We start from the raw sequence: 16,111 nt of genomic DNA on the forward strand, positions 1-16,111 counted from the left end.
ACGAGCTTTACGGCTATCCGCTCTATGACGAAAAAAGCTACGCAGCAAGCATAAATGCTGTCAAAAGCGCGGATGTGCAAGAAGCTGCACAAATGCTAAGCGATAGGCTATTTACGGCGATTTTAAATCCAAAAAGATCCGAGAAACGCTAATGTTCGTTTCATTTTTTAAAAGCAAAAAATGGGCGCTTTTAGCATATACAGGGCTAGTATTTTTGATCGCGATTAATTGGTATCAAACTACGCTGAGGGTGCGTTTCAACGAATGGTATCGCGTATTTTATGATTTGTGTCAAAACGTAGATCGTCATACGTTAAACGATTTTTACGCGCAGATGAGGGTCTTTTTATGGATAGCGATGCCTGCTGTAGTAGCTGCTATTTCGGAGCGATACGTGGCGCGAATTTGGGCATTTAAATGGCGAGAGGCGATGACATTTTCGTATTTTTCATACTGGAAAAAAGTAAGTAAAGATATCGAAGGAAGCTCGCAGCGTATCCAAGAAGACATCTACCGCTTCTCAAAAATCATAGAAGATATCGGCACGCGCGTACTTTCGGCGGCGATGACTCTTTTTGCGTTTATCCCTGTTTTGTGGAGCCTTAGCGAGAAAGTACCTTTTGAGGCGCTCAAAAAAATCCCCGGCTCTCTCGTGTGGATCGCACTTGCAGTAAGCATCGGCGGACTGATAATTTCTTGGCTAGTAGGTTGGTTTCTGCCTAGGCTTGAATACAACAATCAAAAGGCGGAAGCTGCGTTTCGCAAAGAGCTGGTTTATGCCGAGGAGAATAAGGCGGAATATGCGAGCGAAGAGACTACAAAGACGCTATTTGGCAAACTAAAGCACAACTATTACAGGCTATTTTTGCACTACTGCTACTTTGATTTATGGCTAAATTCTTTCTCGCAAATCCTAGTCATCGTGCCCTATCTCATAATGGGACCAGGGCTTTTTACTAAGGCGATTACGCTTGGAGTGATGATTCAAGTGGGTAATGCTTTTAACCAAGTACGCGGTAGCTTTAGCGTTTTTATCGATAACTGGACGACGATCACGGAGCTGCGTTCAATCCATATGCGACTTAAAGAATTCGAAAAAAATATCGACTACAAGGGCTAGATAAAATTTCACCCGCATCTTGCGACCCTAGATTTCGCTTTTTAAATTTAAAGCGAAATTCCGAGGCTGCAAACTTTTAAAATTTCTACGCTTTTACTGCTCTCTTTTTTCTTGATGAGTAATGTTTAACTTTATAAATTTATAGCTTCCTACGAGCAAGATCATCCAAATCGCGATGAAAACTAAAGATTTGACCATTTTTAATCCTTAAAATTTTTATAATGCGGCGCGTAAAAAGCGCCGCCGGTATGAAATTTAACCAAGCGCAAAAGCACGCAGTACCGCGCACGCAAGCAGCTTCTTGCCACCACACGGGGCGCGCAGAAGCCGCGCTAGAGCGGGTGCCTAATAATGCTCGTTTACAAGCTCCTCTTTATCGAGCTTCTTAGCATCCATTGCGCGCCAAACATAGCTGATATAACCCAGCACGAAAGGCACTAGAAACGACACGTAAAACATCGTCTTAAGCGTATAGAGGCTCGAGCTTGCATTGCTTATCGAAAGCGAGCTTTGCAGGTCGAAATTTGACGGATAAAACGCCGTGTGATTTAGTCCTAGGATCAAAAATACGCTCGTTACCGCACATACGACGCCTACGCCGTAGAAAAATACTCCGCGCACGCTGCTTGTAAATGCGCCTTTGAATATCCCCACTAGCACCAGCACGACGCCTAGCAGCAGCAACACTAGCGCCGCAGGCAGGCTTAGGTAGTTATGCAGATACTTAAAGTTCTCGAGGCTTACGACGCCGCCCGCGCCGACTGCATAGCCCTGCTTTAGCAAGACCCACGCCAAAAACGCGATGAAAAAAACCAAAAACGCGCTAGCGTTAAATTTAAGCGAGGCTTTGAGCTTGGCGATCATTTCAGGCTCGGCGATATTGTTCATCAAATATAAGCTCGCTCCCGTTCTGGCGCAGAAAAATAGCGCAACTCCCAAGATGTAGTTAAACGGATTTGCTAACGCCTCGAGTCCGCGAGCCGGGTTTTTCCACTGCACGAAATTATTCTGCCCCAGCGCAAACTCGCTGCCACTAAAAAGCGTCGAAACGATGATACCAAGCAGGATCGTGCCCAGCGAGCCGTTTATGAAAAGAAAGGCTTCATAAGTTTTAGCGCCCAAGAAATTATCGGGCTTTTTTCTGTATTCGTAGGCAACGGCTTGGATTATGAAACAAAAAAGCAGAGCCATCCACGCCCAATACGCCCCGCCGAAGCTGGTCGCATAAAACAGCGGAAACGCCGCGAAGCACGCCCCGCCGAACATCACGAGCGTAGTAAACGTGAGCTCCCATTTCTTGCCGATGGAGCTTACGATGAGATCTTTTTCGCTCTCGCTTTTTGCCAGCGTAAAAAGCAGCGTCTGGCCGCCCTGCACGAAGAGCATAAAAACTAAAATTCCGCCCAGAAGCGAAACCACGCACCACCAATAAATTTGCAAAATTTCGTGCATCTTAAAATCCTATCTTTATCTGTTTTAGCATGATCTTTATCTCAGCTATGAATAAAACCGTAAATAAAACCGCAAAGAGCGCAAACGAGATCATTATGTTCGTCCCTGCCAGGCTCGTAGCCGCTACGCCCACCGGCATGAGATCTTGTATCGCCCACGGCTGGCGCCCTACTTCAGCTACTATCCAGCCCGCCTCGCACGCGACGTATCCCAGAGGGATGCTAAATACGCAAAGCCATAGAATTTTCTTGTATTCGGCGAGGTTCTTTCGCATCGCCAAAAATAGCGTCACGAAAAATAGCAAGATAAAATAGCTTCCCAAAGCCACCATCACGTGGAAGCTATAAAAGGTAAGCGCCACCGGAGGAACGATCTGCTTCGCATCGTCAAGGTAGCCGTAGCCTAGGTTTTGCATATTTTGGTTGCCGAATAAAATTTCGCGCGCCTGCTGCATAGCTGCGGTATCATTGGCGTCTTTGGCGAGCTTGTAATCCTTTAGCGCTTGCAGGGCGATTTTGCCTTTTTCTATCTTTTTATCCGCGCCTTCGATGCCGAATTTTTCGTTTCCGAATACCAGATCATCGATGCCAGGAGTGAAATTATCAAGTCCTCTCGTAGCCATCAGCCCTAGCGCATAAGGCGCTTTAATCTCAAACAAAAACGGCTGTTTATCGTCTCCCGGGGTTTTGCTCGGATTTAAAACTCCCGCCGCGACGATGCCCGCGTTTACTTCGCCTTTATACAGGCCCTCCATCGCCGCAAGCTTCATCGGCTGCTTTTGCGCGACCTGATAGGCGCTCTCGTCGCCGCTAAATAGCACGAAAAGCGAGCTTAGCATACCGAAGCTTGCCGCTACGATGAAGCTTTTTTTAGCAAGCGCGAAGTCTTTATTTTTTAGCATATAAAACGCCGAAATTCCAAGTACGAAAAGCGCCGCGGTAATGTAGCCGCCGCCAACGGTATGTAAAAATTTAGCCACTCCGAAGTGAGACAGCGCGATATCTAAAAAATTGCTCATCTCGTTGCGCATCGTATCAGGATTAAAGCTCGTGCCTACCGGGTTTTGCATCCAGGCGTTCGCGATTAGGATCCAATACGCGCTTAAATTTGATCCGATCGCCACGAGCCAGGTCGAGAGAAGATGAAATTTCTTGCTTACGCGGCCCCAGCCGAAGAACATTACCGCAAAGAAGGTAGCTTCTAAGAAAAACGCGAGCAAGCCCTCGATCGCAAGCGGCGCGCCGAAGATGTCGCCCACGAACCAGCTGTAATTCGCCCAGTTGGTGCCGAACTCAAACTCCATTATGATGCCCGTCGCGACGCCGATGGCGAAATTTATACCGAAAAGGCGCAGCCAAAATTTAGTGATCTTGAGCCACTCCTGCTTACCGGTCGCGACATATAGGCTCTCCATAAACGCCACGATAAAGCTAAGCCCCAGCGTTAGGGGCACGAAAAGAAAGTGATAAAGCGCCGTGAGCGCAAACTGCGCCCTCGACCAATCCACGCTAGCAAGCTCTTGCATTCCTACTCCTTAGTCAAATTTTTATAAATGAAATCGATTTTTTCTTGATCGGTTTTAAATTTAGAATCCAGATTTTCGTTGAAAATGAAAAATTTAAGTAGCACAAAAATTATAAATAGCTTGATCAAAATCACTGCCCATAGTGTTTTGCCAAGCTTCATCGAAGCAAATCCGTGCGCGTAAAATTTTAAAATTTTGCCGAAAAACATCAAATTTTAACCTTTAGCAATTATTAGTTTATATTTTTTATTGTATAACAATTAATTAAAATTTAGCTTTAAATTTTGAAATTTTGGTAGCAATTTTATCTTTTTAATAAATGAGTTTTTGCGCCACCACACTTAAATAAAGTTTCTACCGCATAATTCGCAACCGATCGCATTTTACTTAAACTGCACAAAATTTTAGTTTAGATTCGTCGTAAAATTTTAGAATAGAACATCCAAGAAACGAGCAGAAAAATGCGCGAGACTTTACCAAGCATCTTTATGCCTAATTCGTAGCGATTTTAAATAGAATTTTTTGTAGGCAAATTAACGCGCCTCAGCTGAAAGCAAACGTAAGAATTTTGAGGCTAAACGCCCGAATTACACGATATAAAATTTAAGAACGGATAATTAACTCGACGCAAAATTTAAAGCATTTCATTAGACTGGACGTATAATTGAAAAGCCTAAGAGTCGATTTAGCGTAAATTTGCAGCACGGCTCATCAGCGATACAATCTCTGCTAAGTCGAATTTACCGCCGAAAAAGAGATTGAAAGCAAGCGCGCCTTGATTTATCAGCATCTCTTTGCCGTCTTTTGCGGGTAGATTTTTTGCACGCGCGGCTTGCAAAAATGGAGTCTGCTTCCCGTAGATAGCGTCAAAAGCAAATTTCGCGCGGGATAAAATTTCATCTATTACTCCCTCGGGCGCTGGTAGCGCGTCATCTTTGAGCCCCGCGCCGGTGGCATTGACGATCAGATCGTAGTCTTTGGATCTAAAATTTTCATAGGTAAAAAATTCCTCGCAGCCGAAGTCAAAATCCTTTGCGCTGCGGTTTAGGATGTCAAATTTCACGCCGTTTTTGCTTAGCACGTAGCCGATCGCTCGCGTAGTGCCGCCTGCGCCTAAAATAAGCGCATTGCGAATCTTGCCAAAGCCCAAGATCGCGCAGAAAAAGCCTTGCGCGTCGGTATTAAAGCCGTGCAGCGCACCGCCTTTTAGCACTAGTGTGTTTACCGAGCCTATCTTCTGCGCCGCCTCGCTTAGGATGTCGCATACTTTAAATGCGTCAAGTTTAAAAGGCACGGTTATGTTCGCACCCGCAAGCCTTAAAGTTTCAAATTTAGCGCGCAGTTCCTCGCCGCGCTGCAGCAAAACTCGCCCATAGTAGGCGTCTAGGGCTAGAAATTTTATAGCGTAGTTATGAAGTAGCGGCGAGAGGGAGTGGGCGATCGGGTTGCCGAAAACCGCAAATCTGTCCACTATTTCACTCGGTAAATATACGCGCCGCTATTGATGCTGCGCATATCGCTAAGCGCCTTTTGTAGCGCCTCACCCTCGAAAGGCCCGACTAAAATTTTAGTCACGCTCTTACTGCCGACGTGAGTTTGCAGCGCAATTGGGCTGTAGCCTTTTTTGGTGATTTTTTTGGTATCAGACCCGTTTGGATCGTAGGCATTGGATGCGAAAACCTGCACATAGCTGCCGTTTGCCACGCTGGTGCTGGTACTCTTTGCTGCAACGCCAGCTTTTACGCTCTCACTTTTAGACTCCGGCTTGCTGGCTTCTTTTTTAGACTCAGGTTTTGCTGGCTCTTTTTTGGCTTCAGCTTTCGCATGTTCCTTTTTAGCTTCCGTTTTTGAAGGCTCTTTTTTAACTTCTGCTTTTGCTTGTTTTTCGGGTTCTTTTTTAGGCTCTACTTTTTGCTCGACTTTTCTAATTTCGGTTTTAGAAGGTTCTTTTTTGATCTCGTCTTTTGCAGATTCTTTCTTAGGCTCGGACTTTTTTACGTCCGTTTTCTCAGGCTTTTTGGCTTCGTCTTTAGGCTCAATCTTTTTACTTTCTATTTTAACTTCGGATTTTTTTGGCTCTTCTTTGATTTCGGACTTTTGGATTTCTACTTTCTGTGCTTCAGGCTGAGCGCTTGCGACGACCTTGCTTTCGGAATTAGGCTCTTGGGTTTTTATCTCTACTTTGGTTGGAGCTGCAGATGCCGCATTGGGTTCTGATTTCACTTCTACAGGCTCAGGCTGCGAAGGCTCGGGTTTTTGAACTTGCACGGCAGGCTTTTGCTCCGCTTTGGCAAGCTCTTCTTCACTAGGCATAGTAAGACCTGCATTGGTGTCAATATCGTCTTTATTAATAGCCTTCATTATGATTAAAATGATTAAGAATAAAACTACGACGCCAGCTGCGACGGTAAGACCCTTTTTCAAATTCGCGTTCTTATCGACATTGCCGCTATTTATCACTATATCGTCTATGCTGCTCATATCGAAATTTTTGTCGTTCATACTCTCTCCTAAGATTATTATTTGCTTTGTAAATTCTACCACGCAAAATTTACGAAATAAATAATTCGGGTAAGCTTACCCGAATTTATTAAATTTAATACATCGCGCGGTCGTAGATGATAAAGCGGTGCGCCAAATCTCGCACCTCCCCTTTGACCTGCGCCTGAAGCTTGGAATTTGAGATGTCACTTAGTACGTCGGCGATTTTATTTCCTATAAACTCAAATTCTTTCTCTTTCATTCCGCGCGCCGTAAGTGCGGGGCTTCCGACGCGGATACCGCTGGTGACGAATGGGCTGCGCGTCTCGCCCGGAACGGTATTTTTATTCGTCGTGATGCCTGCATTTTCAAGCGCGGCGCTAGCGTCCTTGCCGCTAAAATCTCTATTTAAAAAGCTCATTAAAATCAGATGGTTATCGGTGCCGCCGCTAACGAGATCAAAGCCGCGCTCAACCAGCGTCTCGCCCAAAACTCTAGCGTTTGCCTTGACCTGCTTGGCATAGACCTTCCACTCGGGGCTTAGATTGTGTTTAAAGCCCACCGCCTTAGCGGCGATGACGTGCATTAGCGGGCCACCTTGGATACCCGGAAAGATCGCTGAGTTGATCTTTTTAGCAAATTCTTCGTCGTTGGTCATTATGATGCCGCCGCGCGGACCGCGAAGAGTCTTGTGCGTGGTCGAGCTTACGACGTGGCAGTGCGGGAACGGATTAGCGTGTTCGCCCGCGACGACGAGCCCCGCGACGTGCGCTACATCGGCGAAAAGAAACGCACTCACGCTATCAGCGATCTGTCTAAATTTAGCAAAATCTATCTCGCGCGTATAGGCACTCGCACCGCAAACGATCATCTTCGGCTTTACGATCTGAGCGATCTCAAGCACCTTATCATAATTTATGCGGCCGTCAAGCTCTACGCCGTATTCGAAGCTCTCATACATCTTTCCGCTACTTGAAACCTTTGCGCCGTGCGTCAAATGCCCGCCGTGGCTAAGCGCCATGCCTAAAATTTTATCGCCAGGTTTCAAAAATGCGGCATATACGCCTTGATTGGCTTGGCTGCCGCTGTTTGGCTGGACGTTTGCAAACTCACAGCCGAAGAGCTTTTTGCAGCGATCGATCGCGATCTGCTCAATCTCATCTACGAACTCGCAACCGCCGTAGTAGCGCTTGCCTGGATAGCCCTCGGCGTATTTGTTCGTTAGCACCGAACCCATCGCCTCCATCACCTCGGGATAGGTGAAATTTTCGCTCGCGATCATCTCCAAATAATCGCACTGGCGAGCAAGCTCTTTGTTGGTTAAACTAAAAATTTCATTATCGAATTTTTCTAAATTTGACACGTTCACTCCTTCTCTAAATTTAGCGGCCTCATCGCAGGGAATAAAATCACGTCGCGGATCGATTTTTTATTCAGCAAAATCATCGCCAAGCGATCGATACCGAGCCCCCAGCCGGTAGTCGGAGGCATCGCGTAGCTAAGCGCGCGAACATAATCCTCATCCATCTCGTGAGCTTCGTCGTCGCCTGCATTTTTGGCGTCGATTTGCGCCTTAAATCTAGCGTATTGATCGAGCGGATCGTTCAGTTCGTTAAAGGCGTTGGCTAGCTCCTTGCCTGCGATGTAGAGCTCAAATCTCTCGGCTATCTGCGGATTTTCGTCGCTTCTGCGCGAAAGCGGGCTGATCGAGATCGGAAAATCCACGATGAAGGTCGGATTTATGAGCTTAGCTTCTACGTAATTATCAAAAAGTTCGCTCTGCAGGTGGCCTAGATCGAGCTTTTCATTGACTTCAAATTTATCCTCTTTGAGTTTGGCGATGATCTTTTCGCGATCATTTACGATCTGAGGCTCGATGCCGCCTATCTGAGTAAGCGCGTCGAGATACTTTATGCGCGCAAAAGGCTTTGAAAAATCGATCTCGCGCTCATCGTAAGTTAAAATTTCGCCCAGCCCGAGCCTCTTAAATAGCGCTTTAAATAGCTCCTCGGTTAGGTTCATCGCGTCGTTATAGTCATGCCACGCCCAGTAGAATTCTATGCTGGTAAATTCCGGATTGTGCGTCAGATCCATGCCCTCGTTGCGGAAATTTCGGTTGATCTCAAAGACCGCCTCCATGCCGCCTACGACGAGGCGCTTAAGATACAGCTCCGGTGCGATACGCAGATAACGATCGACGTCGAGGGCATTGTGGTGCGTGATGAAAGGCTTGGCATTAGCGCCGCCTGCGATTGGGTGCATCATCGGCGTTTCGACCTCTAAAAATCCATGCTTTTCAAAAAAGCTGCGGATCTCGCTAACGATGATCGAGCGCTTGATGAAATCCTCGCGGATCTGCGGGTTCATTATCATGTCGAGGTATCTTTGGCGGTAGCGCGTCTCGATATCGACAAGGCCGTGAAATTTCTCCGGAAGCGGGCAAATCGCTTTGGACGCGAGCGTTATTTTGCTGGCATGGATCGAAAACTCGCCCGTTTGAGTGACGAAGGCGTATCCGCGCACCAAAATTATATCGCCCGCTTCGAGATTTTTCTTAAATTTAGCGTAATCCTCCTCGCCGATGCTATCGCGAGAGTAATAAATTTGAATATTGCCGCTTTGATCTTCTATGTTTGCGAAGGTGGATTTGCCCGCGACGCGCTTTAGCTTTAACCTTCCGGCAAGGCTTACCTCCTCGCTCGCTTTTTTATCCTCGGTATCTTTTATGTAGCCGAATTTCTCTTTAAACTCAGCTATGCTCATATCTTTTTTTAGAAAGTGCGGATAGGGATTAGCCCCTAAATTCCGAAGTTCCGACGCCTTGTCTATCCTTTGGATTTCTAACTGGCTATCAAACAATCTACTTCCTTTTTACCGCGCATTCAGGGCAAATTCCATACAGCTGCATCATATGTCCCGTGAGCGTAAATCCGTGCTCTTTGGCGACGGCAAGCTGTTTTCGCTCAATAGTGGCGTCTTGAAATTCTATGATCTTATTGCAGCTTTTGCAGATTAGATGGTCGTGGTGAGGCTTGTTGGCAAGCTCAAATTTCTTGCCCTGTGCGCCGAATGAGATCGACGTCGCCATGCCCGAATCCTCAAGCAAATTTAAGGTGCGATACACCGTCGCTATGCCTACGTTTAGTTCGGGGAATTTCGCTTTGATCTCGTTATGAAGCGCCTCAGGTGTAAAGTGTTTGTTATTGTTATAAAGCGTGCGGAGCAAAACCTCGCGCTGCTTAGTATATTTTAAACCGCTAGCGGCAAGTGCCTTTTTAAACTCAACAATTAGAGCGTCAAACTCTAAATTTTCGATTTTTGCATTCATAATTTTGTCCTTTCTGTAGAATTTACTTCTGAACTGGCGTTAAAATCGCTAGGTTCAGTGCTTTGATTTTGATCCGAGTTCATACGGGCGGTAGAATTTTGATCTTTTAAGAGTTTATCATCCATCTTAGAACCGATAGAATCTAAGCTTTGTTTGATCTTCGGATCGTCTTTGAGATTTAAAATCCAATTTCCTATTTTTAAAAAAATCGGCGCAGTTTTGCTGCTTTCAAAATACTTTTTGGTCTGTTCGTTCATCGACATAGGACCGCTTGCAAGCGTAACAATAACGGCAAAAATCAAGAAAATTTTACTTACGCTAAACACAAAGCCGCCGATCTTATCGACAAATCCGAGTCCGCTCCATTTAAAGAATTTTGAAATGATTTCGCCTATAATCAGACACGAGATCCATACGCCAAAAAGCACAGCGATAAAGCCGATGAGAACCTGCGTCGTATCGCCTGAAAGCACGCCGTTTGCATTCTGTAAAGCTGGAATTTTTGCTGCAATCCACTCGCCCGCCATAGTTTTATAACGCATCGCGGCAAAAAGACCGCCGATGAGACCCAAAATTCCAAAAATTTCTTTAACGATTCCGTTGGTGATACCGCGCAGTCCAAAGAGCACTACGAGTACTAAACAGCCGACGTCAAACCAGTTAATACCTTCCATCAAGCACCCACCACGCCTATTAGCTCTTGCAGGTTAGTCGAGTACCTAAACGCCGTGTCTTTTGAAATTTGATTTGCACGGATCGCTTTAACCATCGCTTGAGTTTGAGTTATCATACCGGTAGATTGCTGATTTAGCTGCATTTGAGAGTAAATTTGATGCACCTTGTTTTCGCGGATTAGATTCGCTACGGCATTGTTATTTAGCAAAATTTCATGGATCGCGATACGTCCACCGCCAAGCTTCGGCAAAAGTGATTGCGAAATGACCGCGGTAAGTGACACGGAGAGCATATTTCGCACTTGGAGCTGCTCGCCGCCATCAAAGCTATCGATAATACGGTTGATCGTCTGCATCGCGGAGTTGGTGTGTAGCGTACCAAATACCAAGTGACCGGTCTCAGCCGCGGTAATGGCGATCGAGATAGTCTCTCTATCGCGCATCTCACCAACTAGGATGATGTCCGGGTCCTCACGCAAGGCAAATTTTAATGCGTTAGCGTAGGAATGGGTATCGGTGCCAATATTTCTGTGAGAAAAAAGTGCTTTTTTATTGGTATGGACGAACTCGACCGGATCTTCAACGGTTATAATGTGCTTGCGCTCTTTTTCGTTGATCTCGTTTAGCATCGCGGCAAGAGTAGTTGATTTACCGCTACCCGTAGGTCCGGTAACCAAAATCATGCCTTTTTCGTGCTTGACTACCTCTTTAAAAATCGTAGGGGCTTTTAAATCGTCCAGGCTAGGAATATCGATAGGAATAATACGAAATGCGGCAGCCAAATCGCCGTTCATAGTGTAGTAGTAATTTCCACGGAAGCGTCCGATATTAGGAAGCTCGATCGCAAAGTCAAGTTCTTTATTTTCCTCGAGCGCACTTTTTTGAGCATCGGTAATGAGCGCGTAGCAGATATACTCGATATCCGTGCCCTTAAGCGGATCCATGGCAAGTGGGCGCAATGTTCCGTCGATACGTATTTGAGGCGCCGAGCGCGAAACTAAGTGAAGGTCGCTCGCTTTGTTAAAAACGACGGTTTTTAGTAGGGTTTCGATATCTACTAAATTTCTTTGAACTTCTTCCATAAAATTCCTTTCAATCTATGATTTTCGGCACTACGAAGTAGCCGCCTTCGGACTGCGGAGCATGCTTTAAGACGCTTTCTGCGACGTCGCTTTTGCGTGGAATATCTTTGCGAAACGGAGTACCGCCTTTTAGCGTAGTGATAGCCGCCTCGCCGCTTTGCAAATCCAGCTCATTTAGAATTTCTACAAAATCTACAATATTATTTAATTGCCCTTTAAATTCTTCTCGCTTAGCATCTGGAATTTTAAGAGCAGATAGCCTTTCCAGCTTGCTTAGCAAGGCATCGTCTATTATCATAACTTTCCTTTTTCTGATAAATGCGACATTATATCATAAAAATTCTTTATCTTAGGCGGTATTTAAAATTTTTTATGCTACAATTACGCCGATTTTCTCAAACAAAGGACTGAATTTTGGCTTTAAAAGACGACATCGAGGGCGTGAAAAAAGAGATTGGCACAGAAGAGCAGTTTCTAGAAAGCGTCATAAAAAGTGAAATTTTCGTAAAAAAATACAAAAAGCCGCTGATATTTTTGGCTGCGGTTTTGATCGTAGCATTTATCGGATATTACGCAAATGAATTTCTAAGCGATCGCCGCATAGCAAGTGCTAATGCGATCTATGACGAGCTGCTTAACAAGCGCGACGACGCTAAGCTAGCCGAGCTTAAGCAAAAAGATATAAATCTATACGCTCTTTATATTTTGCAAAACGGCTCTGCAGACGAGCGAGCGGCGCTAGAAAATACCCAAGGCATCGATGTTATGCTAAAAGAGATAATAAATCTACAAAACGGCAAACAAGGCGGGGTGCTACTCGCCGATTACGATTCTTTGCTTAAAGGCTACGACCTACTAAAAGAGGGCAAAATCGAGCAAGCTCACGCAGAGCTAGATAAAATTCCACTCAACTCGCCAGTTCGTCAAATCGCACTTGCTTTGAAACACTATGGAGGCAACAAATAATGAGAAAAACGCTGATATTTACGCTTTTACTATCGTTTTTATTTTTAGGCTGCTCGACGAAGCGCCAGTATTTCGAACCTAGCGACGAAAACATCACAGGCGATATGAAATTTAACGGCTCGCTGCCGTCGGAAATCGTAGCGGTTAGTAAAGATGGCGCTACGCTAAAAGACGGCGAAGTCATCTCTAAAAACGGATTGGTGAAAAATTTCAAAGTCCTAAAAAGTGAGAAATTTTTAGGTGAATATGACGAAAATTTCGTCGTAACCGACATCAATGGCACGCTTAAAGTAGTTGGCAGCACAGGCGCCGTAAAATTTGAAAAAGCCCTCGGCAGACAAGCGCTCAGTGCAAATATACGCGGCGATGATTTGGCTTTAGTGATGAGCGATGATTCGATCATGCTTATCAAGCTAAGCTCGGGCGCAGTGGTACTCGATCATAAAGTCGGCGATGCATTCGCAATCGATTCGCGCGTAGCGTCACCAATATTTATCAACCAGCTTATCGCTTATCCTGCGTTAGACGGACTAGTCAGCATCGCAGAAAACGTAGGTGGGCGCTCGGCACGCGATTTCGTCGTGAGCAACCAGCCGTTTTTTAACAACATTATCGCCTTAGAAAACAAGGGCGATAACCTTTATGCCGTAACTGCCACTAGGCTAATGCTGGTAAGTCCTACGGGCAATAAAAACCATAACGTAGACATCAAAGACGTGATTTTTAGCGGCGATAGAATTTATCTTTTCTTAAAAGACGGCAGAGTCGAGCTACTCGATCGCGGGCTAAATTTGATCAAATCGCGTAAATTTACCTTCGCGCAGTTTAGCGGCGCACTACTTAGCGGCGGCTATCTGTATATCATCGAGCGCAATGGCTACGTCATTCGTACCGACGAAAATTTAGAAGGTCAGGCGATCTACGAGCTAAATGGCGAGTTCGATGATAAGTCCTTTATCGCGGGCACGTCCTTTTACTACGACGATAAAATTTTAAATTTTGATGCTAGATAAAATTTCAAAACTCTGCGTTCGCGAAGGGCTCTTGCTTCAGAAATTCCAAACGCTAGATATCGCTAGCTTCACGCGCTCGCGCTCATACGGCGCGTATTTCGGCGTGGATCTAAAAAGCTACAACGTCCTTTTATTTATGCGCGACGCAAAATCTCGCTTTATAATGCGCGACGCGGAATTTCTGCTATCGCTCGCAAGCGACATTAGCGCAAGCCTAGGCAAGGTTGTCAAAAAGCGCGCGCTGTTTTACAACTCGCAGATGTGTTCTAAAAGCGCGAAATTTTTAAAAGAAAACGGATTTAGCCTCTATGCTTTTGTGTGACATAGGAAATTCCAGGGTTAAATTTTATAAAGGCGGCGTAACGCAAAGTATGCCCGTAGCGGAGTTTATGCGGTACGAGCCGAAGGAGCGAATTTTTTTCATTAGCGTCAATGATAGCGTGAAAAAAAAGCTGAAAAACCCTCTATTTGTCGATCTGGCGCCGCACTTTGAACTAAAAACCGCCTACCGCGGGCTTGGGATCGACCGCATAGCGGCGTGCTCGGCGGTGACGACGGGCGTAGTCGTCGATGCTGGCAGCGCGATCACCGTAGATTTGATGTTTAAAAGCTCACACCTAGGCGGATTTATAATGCCCGGTATCGGCACGCTTTTAAAGTCGTTCGCAAGCATCGCGCCCGTGCTGGATGTCACGCTTTCAACCAATATCGATCTGGACCCGCTACCGCAAAAGACCGTAAACGCCGTAAACTACGGGATTTTAAAGCCTATCGTGCTTACTATCGAAAACATCGCGGGCAATAATAAAATTTACTTCACGGGCGGCGACGGAGCCTATCTGATGCGGTATTTTCGCAACTCAATCTATGAAAAGGATCTGATCTTTAAATCGATAGTGAGCTTAATCGCAAAAAAGGGGCTAGCATGATAACCATAGCGCTTCCCAAAGGCCGCATAGCCGACGATACGCTTAAAATTTTCAAAACCATCTTCGGGCTTGATTTTGCTTTCGAGGATCGCAAACTCATAATGCAAGAGGGCGATTTTAAATTCCTCTACGTCCGCAACCAAGATATCCCTACTTACGTTATGGGAGGCGCGGCAGATATCGGCGTAGTGGGGCTTGACGTGCTTGAGGAGCATCGCCCGGACGTGCTTACACTGCTTGATCTTAAAATCGGAAAATGCCGCGTCTGCGTGGGCGTGCATGCGGGCACCCAGCTAAACTACGGCGCTCCGAGCCTAAAAATCGCTACGAAAATGCCCAACATCACTCGCGAATACTTCGCCTCCAAGGCCGTCGCCGTAAATATCATCAAACTCTACGGCTCGATCGAGCTAGCCCCGCTCATAGGGCTTGCCGACGCTATCGTCGATGTCGTCGAGACCGGCGCTACGATGAAACAAAACGGGTTGCAGCCCACAGAAACCATAATGCAAAGCTCCGCGCACCTCATCGCCAACAAAAACAGCTTCGTGCTAAAACGCGATGAAATTTTAAACCTGCGAGATAAGCTGGCCCGCGCGATCGCGTAACGCTTGTTTACCCGCTGCACAGTGCTTGCGGCGAGCGGGGGCGCACTTCCGTAAATCATCATTGCTCGTCTCGGCGCTGTCGTTTAAAAACTGCCGCTACAGATAGAATTTTTTGGCAGCAACCGCACCGCTTAATTTAGAAATCCTACGAATTTGATTTATCAAGAGGCGGATGCGCTTTGCCGAGCCGCGCAGCGTAAAATTTTAAAATTTATCGCTACGAAATTCTAAATTTAGCCCTAAATTTACAGCTCGCGAAATTTCAAAGCACAAACCTCCGCAGCGTAGAATTTCAAAATTCCAAAATCCCGCTCCGTGATTTCGCGCGGTAAAATTTTACGCTACGCGCAGAGCTCTGCCAAAGTAAAACTTCGCAAAATTTTAACTCAAATTTGAAATCGCCCATACCTTTTGACGCGCCGAAAGCAAACTACCGGGGCGGCATACTTCACGCTCTACCGAGGTACGGCAAGCGGTTATTGCGGCAGCATGAGCGGCGCGCTGCGAGCCTCGCCGCCATAATAAAACAGAAGCTCCGCATTTTCTAAATTTACCGCACATAAAATTCCGCCATGATAAATTTAGATGTTACGGGCGATCTGCGCGTTTTTGGTTTCTGCGCGCCGCGCCGTAAATTTTGTACGCGGCAAATTTCTAGCCAAATAACCGCAACCGCGATAAAGTTTATAGCTCTCTGCGCGCTAAAACGGCTTGCATGTAGCGCTAGCTAGAATGAAATTTAATCGGCAGTTGAGACTGGCTGTCACCCCGTAAAATGCTTGCGTGCAGCGCAGGCAAAAATAAAATTTAACCAACCTGGCGCGATAAAAGAGCTTTGCGGCGCTTACGCCGCGATGATTTCGCGCACCTTTTCGGTAAAATTATCGCTCACGATGTATTCGGTCGGATAAACTAGCACCTCGCTGCCGTTGC

The 16,111-nt window shown here is 46.0% G+C and carries 17 protein-coding genes; 6 read left to right on the forward strand and 11 right to left on the reverse strand.

Features of this window, described 5'->3' with window-relative positions; translation table 11 throughout:
• Positions 1–151 precede the first annotated feature (151 nt).
• The gene (locus tag Q0238_RS10360; RefSeq protein WP_297945801.1) at positions 152–1,120 is read left to right on the forward strand and encodes a putative transporter; all 969 of its coding nucleotides are present in this window, start codon (positions 152–154) and stop codon (positions 1,118–1,120) included.
• Between the two features lie 345 nt (positions 1,121–1,465).
• Here Q0238_RS10360 and Q0238_RS10365 read toward each other — a convergent pair whose 3' ends face one another.
• The 11 genes from Q0238_RS10365 to gatC all read right to left on the reverse strand — a co-directional run bounded on the left by Q0238_RS10365 (position 1,466) and on the right by gatC (position 11,960).
• Positions 1,466–2,572 carry a cytochrome d ubiquinol oxidase subunit II gene (locus Q0238_RS10365; protein ID WP_297945803.1) on the reverse strand — a complete coding sequence of 369 codons (1,107 nt, stop codon included), beginning with the start codon at positions 2,570–2,572 and terminating at the stop codon, positions 1,466–1,468.
• Between the two features lies 1 nt (position 2,573).
• Entirely contained in the window at positions 2,574–4,097 is a 1,524-nt protein-coding gene (locus Q0238_RS10370; protein ID WP_297945805.1) for a cytochrome ubiquinol oxidase subunit I, read from the reverse strand.
• A 2-nt stretch (positions 4,098–4,099) separates the two neighbouring features.
• Positions 4,100–4,306 (reverse strand): DUF4492 domain-containing protein, encoded by a 207-nt coding sequence (locus tag Q0238_RS10375; RefSeq protein ID WP_297881812.1) that lies wholly within the window; start codon positions 4,304–4,306, stop codon positions 4,100–4,102.
• A 476-nt stretch (positions 4,307–4,782) separates the two neighbouring features.
• Positions 4,783–5,568, reverse strand: a complete 786-nt coding sequence (locus tag Q0238_RS10380; RefSeq protein ID WP_297945807.1) for a shikimate dehydrogenase — start codon at positions 5,566–5,568, stop codon at positions 4,783–4,785.
• Positions 5,568–6,599: a hypothetical protein gene (locus Q0238_RS10385; RefSeq protein ID WP_297945809.1), complete on the reverse strand. Its 1,032-nt coding sequence runs from the start codon at positions 6,597–6,599 to the stop codon at positions 5,568–5,570. The genes Q0238_RS10380 and Q0238_RS10385 overlap by 1 nt, the downstream gene beginning before the upstream one ends.
• A 94-nt stretch (positions 6,600–6,693) precedes the next feature.
• A complete protein-coding gene (locus Q0238_RS10390; protein WP_297945811.1) occupies positions 6,694–7,941 on the reverse strand; it encodes a serine hydroxymethyltransferase in 1,248 nt (415 codons plus the stop codon).
• Between the two features lie 2 nt (positions 7,942–7,943).
• Positions 7,944–9,437, reverse strand: coding sequence for a lysine--tRNA ligase (lysS, locus tag Q0238_RS10395; protein ID WP_297945813.1), 1,494 nt, complete (start codon positions 9,435–9,437; stop codon positions 7,944–7,946).
• 1 nt (position 9,438) lies between these two features.
• Positions 9,439–9,906 (reverse strand): Fur family transcriptional regulator, encoded by a 468-nt coding sequence (locus Q0238_RS10400; RefSeq protein WP_291939986.1) that lies wholly within the window; start codon positions 9,904–9,906, stop codon positions 9,439–9,441.
• On the reverse strand, positions 9,903–10,580 hold the full coding sequence (locus Q0238_RS10405; RefSeq protein WP_100067315.1) for a CvpA family protein: 678 nt from the start codon (positions 10,578–10,580) through the stop codon (positions 9,903–9,905). Before Q0238_RS10405 ends, Q0238_RS10400 begins: the two co-directional genes overlap by 4 nt.
• Positions 10,580–11,662, reverse strand: a complete 1,083-nt coding sequence (locus Q0238_RS10410) for a type IV pilus twitching motility protein PilT (protein WP_005871218.1) — start codon at positions 11,660–11,662, stop codon at positions 10,580–10,582. Before Q0238_RS10410 ends, Q0238_RS10405 begins: the two co-directional genes overlap by 1 nt.
• Positions 11,663–11,672: 10 nt before the next feature.
• A complete protein-coding gene (gatC, locus tag Q0238_RS10415; protein WP_291939991.1) occupies positions 11,673–11,960 on the reverse strand; it encodes an Asp-tRNA(Asn)/Glu-tRNA(Gln) amidotransferase subunit GatC in 288 nt (95 codons plus the stop codon).
• Positions 11,961–12,076: 116 nt separating this feature from the next.
• Here gatC and Q0238_RS10420 point away from each other — a divergent pair, with 116 nt between their 5' ends.
• The 5 genes from Q0238_RS10420 to hisG are packed head-to-tail and all read left to right on the forward strand — an operon-like array spanning position 12,077 to position 15,178.
• Positions 12,077–12,628, forward strand: coding sequence for a hypothetical protein (locus Q0238_RS10420; RefSeq protein ID WP_297883045.1), 552 nt, complete (start codon positions 12,077–12,079; stop codon positions 12,626–12,628).
• Entirely contained in the window at positions 12,628–13,641 is a 1,014-nt protein-coding gene (locus tag Q0238_RS10425; RefSeq protein ID WP_297945815.1) for an L-seryl-tRNA selenium transferase, read from the forward strand. Before Q0238_RS10420 ends, Q0238_RS10425 begins: the two co-directional genes overlap by 1 nt.
• Entirely contained in the window at positions 13,628–13,963 is a 336-nt protein-coding gene (locus Q0238_RS10430; RefSeq protein ID WP_297945816.1) for a hypothetical protein, read from the forward strand. Before Q0238_RS10425 ends, Q0238_RS10430 begins: the two co-directional genes overlap by 14 nt.
• A complete protein-coding gene (locus Q0238_RS10435) occupies positions 13,950–14,570 on the forward strand; it encodes a type III pantothenate kinase (protein ID WP_297945818.1) in 621 nt (206 codons plus the stop codon). Before Q0238_RS10430 ends, Q0238_RS10435 begins: the two co-directional genes overlap by 14 nt.
• Positions 14,567–15,178: an ATP phosphoribosyltransferase gene (hisG, locus tag Q0238_RS10440; protein WP_297945820.1), complete on the forward strand. Its 612-nt coding sequence runs from the start codon at positions 14,567–14,569 to the stop codon at positions 15,176–15,178. The genes Q0238_RS10435 and hisG overlap by 4 nt, the downstream gene beginning before the upstream one ends.
• Positions 15,179–16,111: the final 933 nt, after the last annotated feature.

It is taken from the genome of uncultured Campylobacter sp. (assembly GCF_938045775.1).
In the GTDB taxonomy this organism is placed as follows: Bacteria; Campylobacterota; Campylobacteria; order Campylobacterales; family Campylobacteraceae; genus Campylobacter_B.

Bases quoted from the DNA above. Each gene is read 5' to 3' on its own strand.
- Q0238_RS10435 (WP_297945818.1), top strand. From the start codon at position 13,950: ATGCTTTTGTGTGACATAGGAAATTCCAGGGTTAAATTTTATAAAGGC.
- gatC (WP_291939991.1), bottom strand. From the start codon at position 11,960: ATGATAATAGACGATGCCTTGCTAAGCAAGCTGGAAAGGCTATCTGCT.
- Q0238_RS10425 (WP_297945815.1), top strand. From the start codon at position 12,628: ATGAGAAAAACGCTGATATTTACGCTTTTACTATCGTTTTTATTTTTA.
- Q0238_RS10410 (WP_005871218.1), bottom strand. From the start codon at position 11,662: ATGGAAGAAGTTCAAAGAAATTTAGTAGATATCGAAACCCTACTAAAA.
- Q0238_RS10370 (WP_297945805.1), bottom strand. From the start codon at position 4,097: ATGCAAGAGCTTGCTAGCGTGGATTGGTCGAGGGCGCAGTTTGCGCTC.
- Q0238_RS10405 (WP_100067315.1), bottom strand. From the start codon at position 10,580: ATGGAAGGTATTAACTGGTTTGACGTCGGCTGTTTAGTACTCGTAGTG.
- hisG (WP_297945820.1), top strand. From the start codon at position 14,567: ATGATAACCATAGCGCTTCCCAAAGGCCGCATAGCCGACGATACGCTT.
- Q0238_RS10400 (WP_291939986.1), bottom strand. From the start codon at position 9,906: ATGAATGCAAAAATCGAAAATTTAGAGTTTGACGCTCTAATTGTTGAG.
- Q0238_RS10360 (WP_297945801.1), top strand. From the start codon at position 152: ATGTTCGTTTCATTTTTTAAAAGCAAAAAATGGGCGCTTTTAGCATAT.
- Q0238_RS10375 (WP_297881812.1), bottom strand. From the start codon at position 4,306: ATGTTTTTCGGCAAAATTTTAAAATTTTACGCGCACGGATTTGCTTCG.
- Q0238_RS10365 (WP_297945803.1), bottom strand. From the start codon at position 2,572: ATGCACGAAATTTTGCAAATTTATTGGTGGTGCGTGGTTTCGCTTCTG.
- Q0238_RS10385 (WP_297945809.1), bottom strand. From the start codon at position 6,599: ATGAACGACAAAAATTTCGATATGAGCAGCATAGACGATATAGTGATA.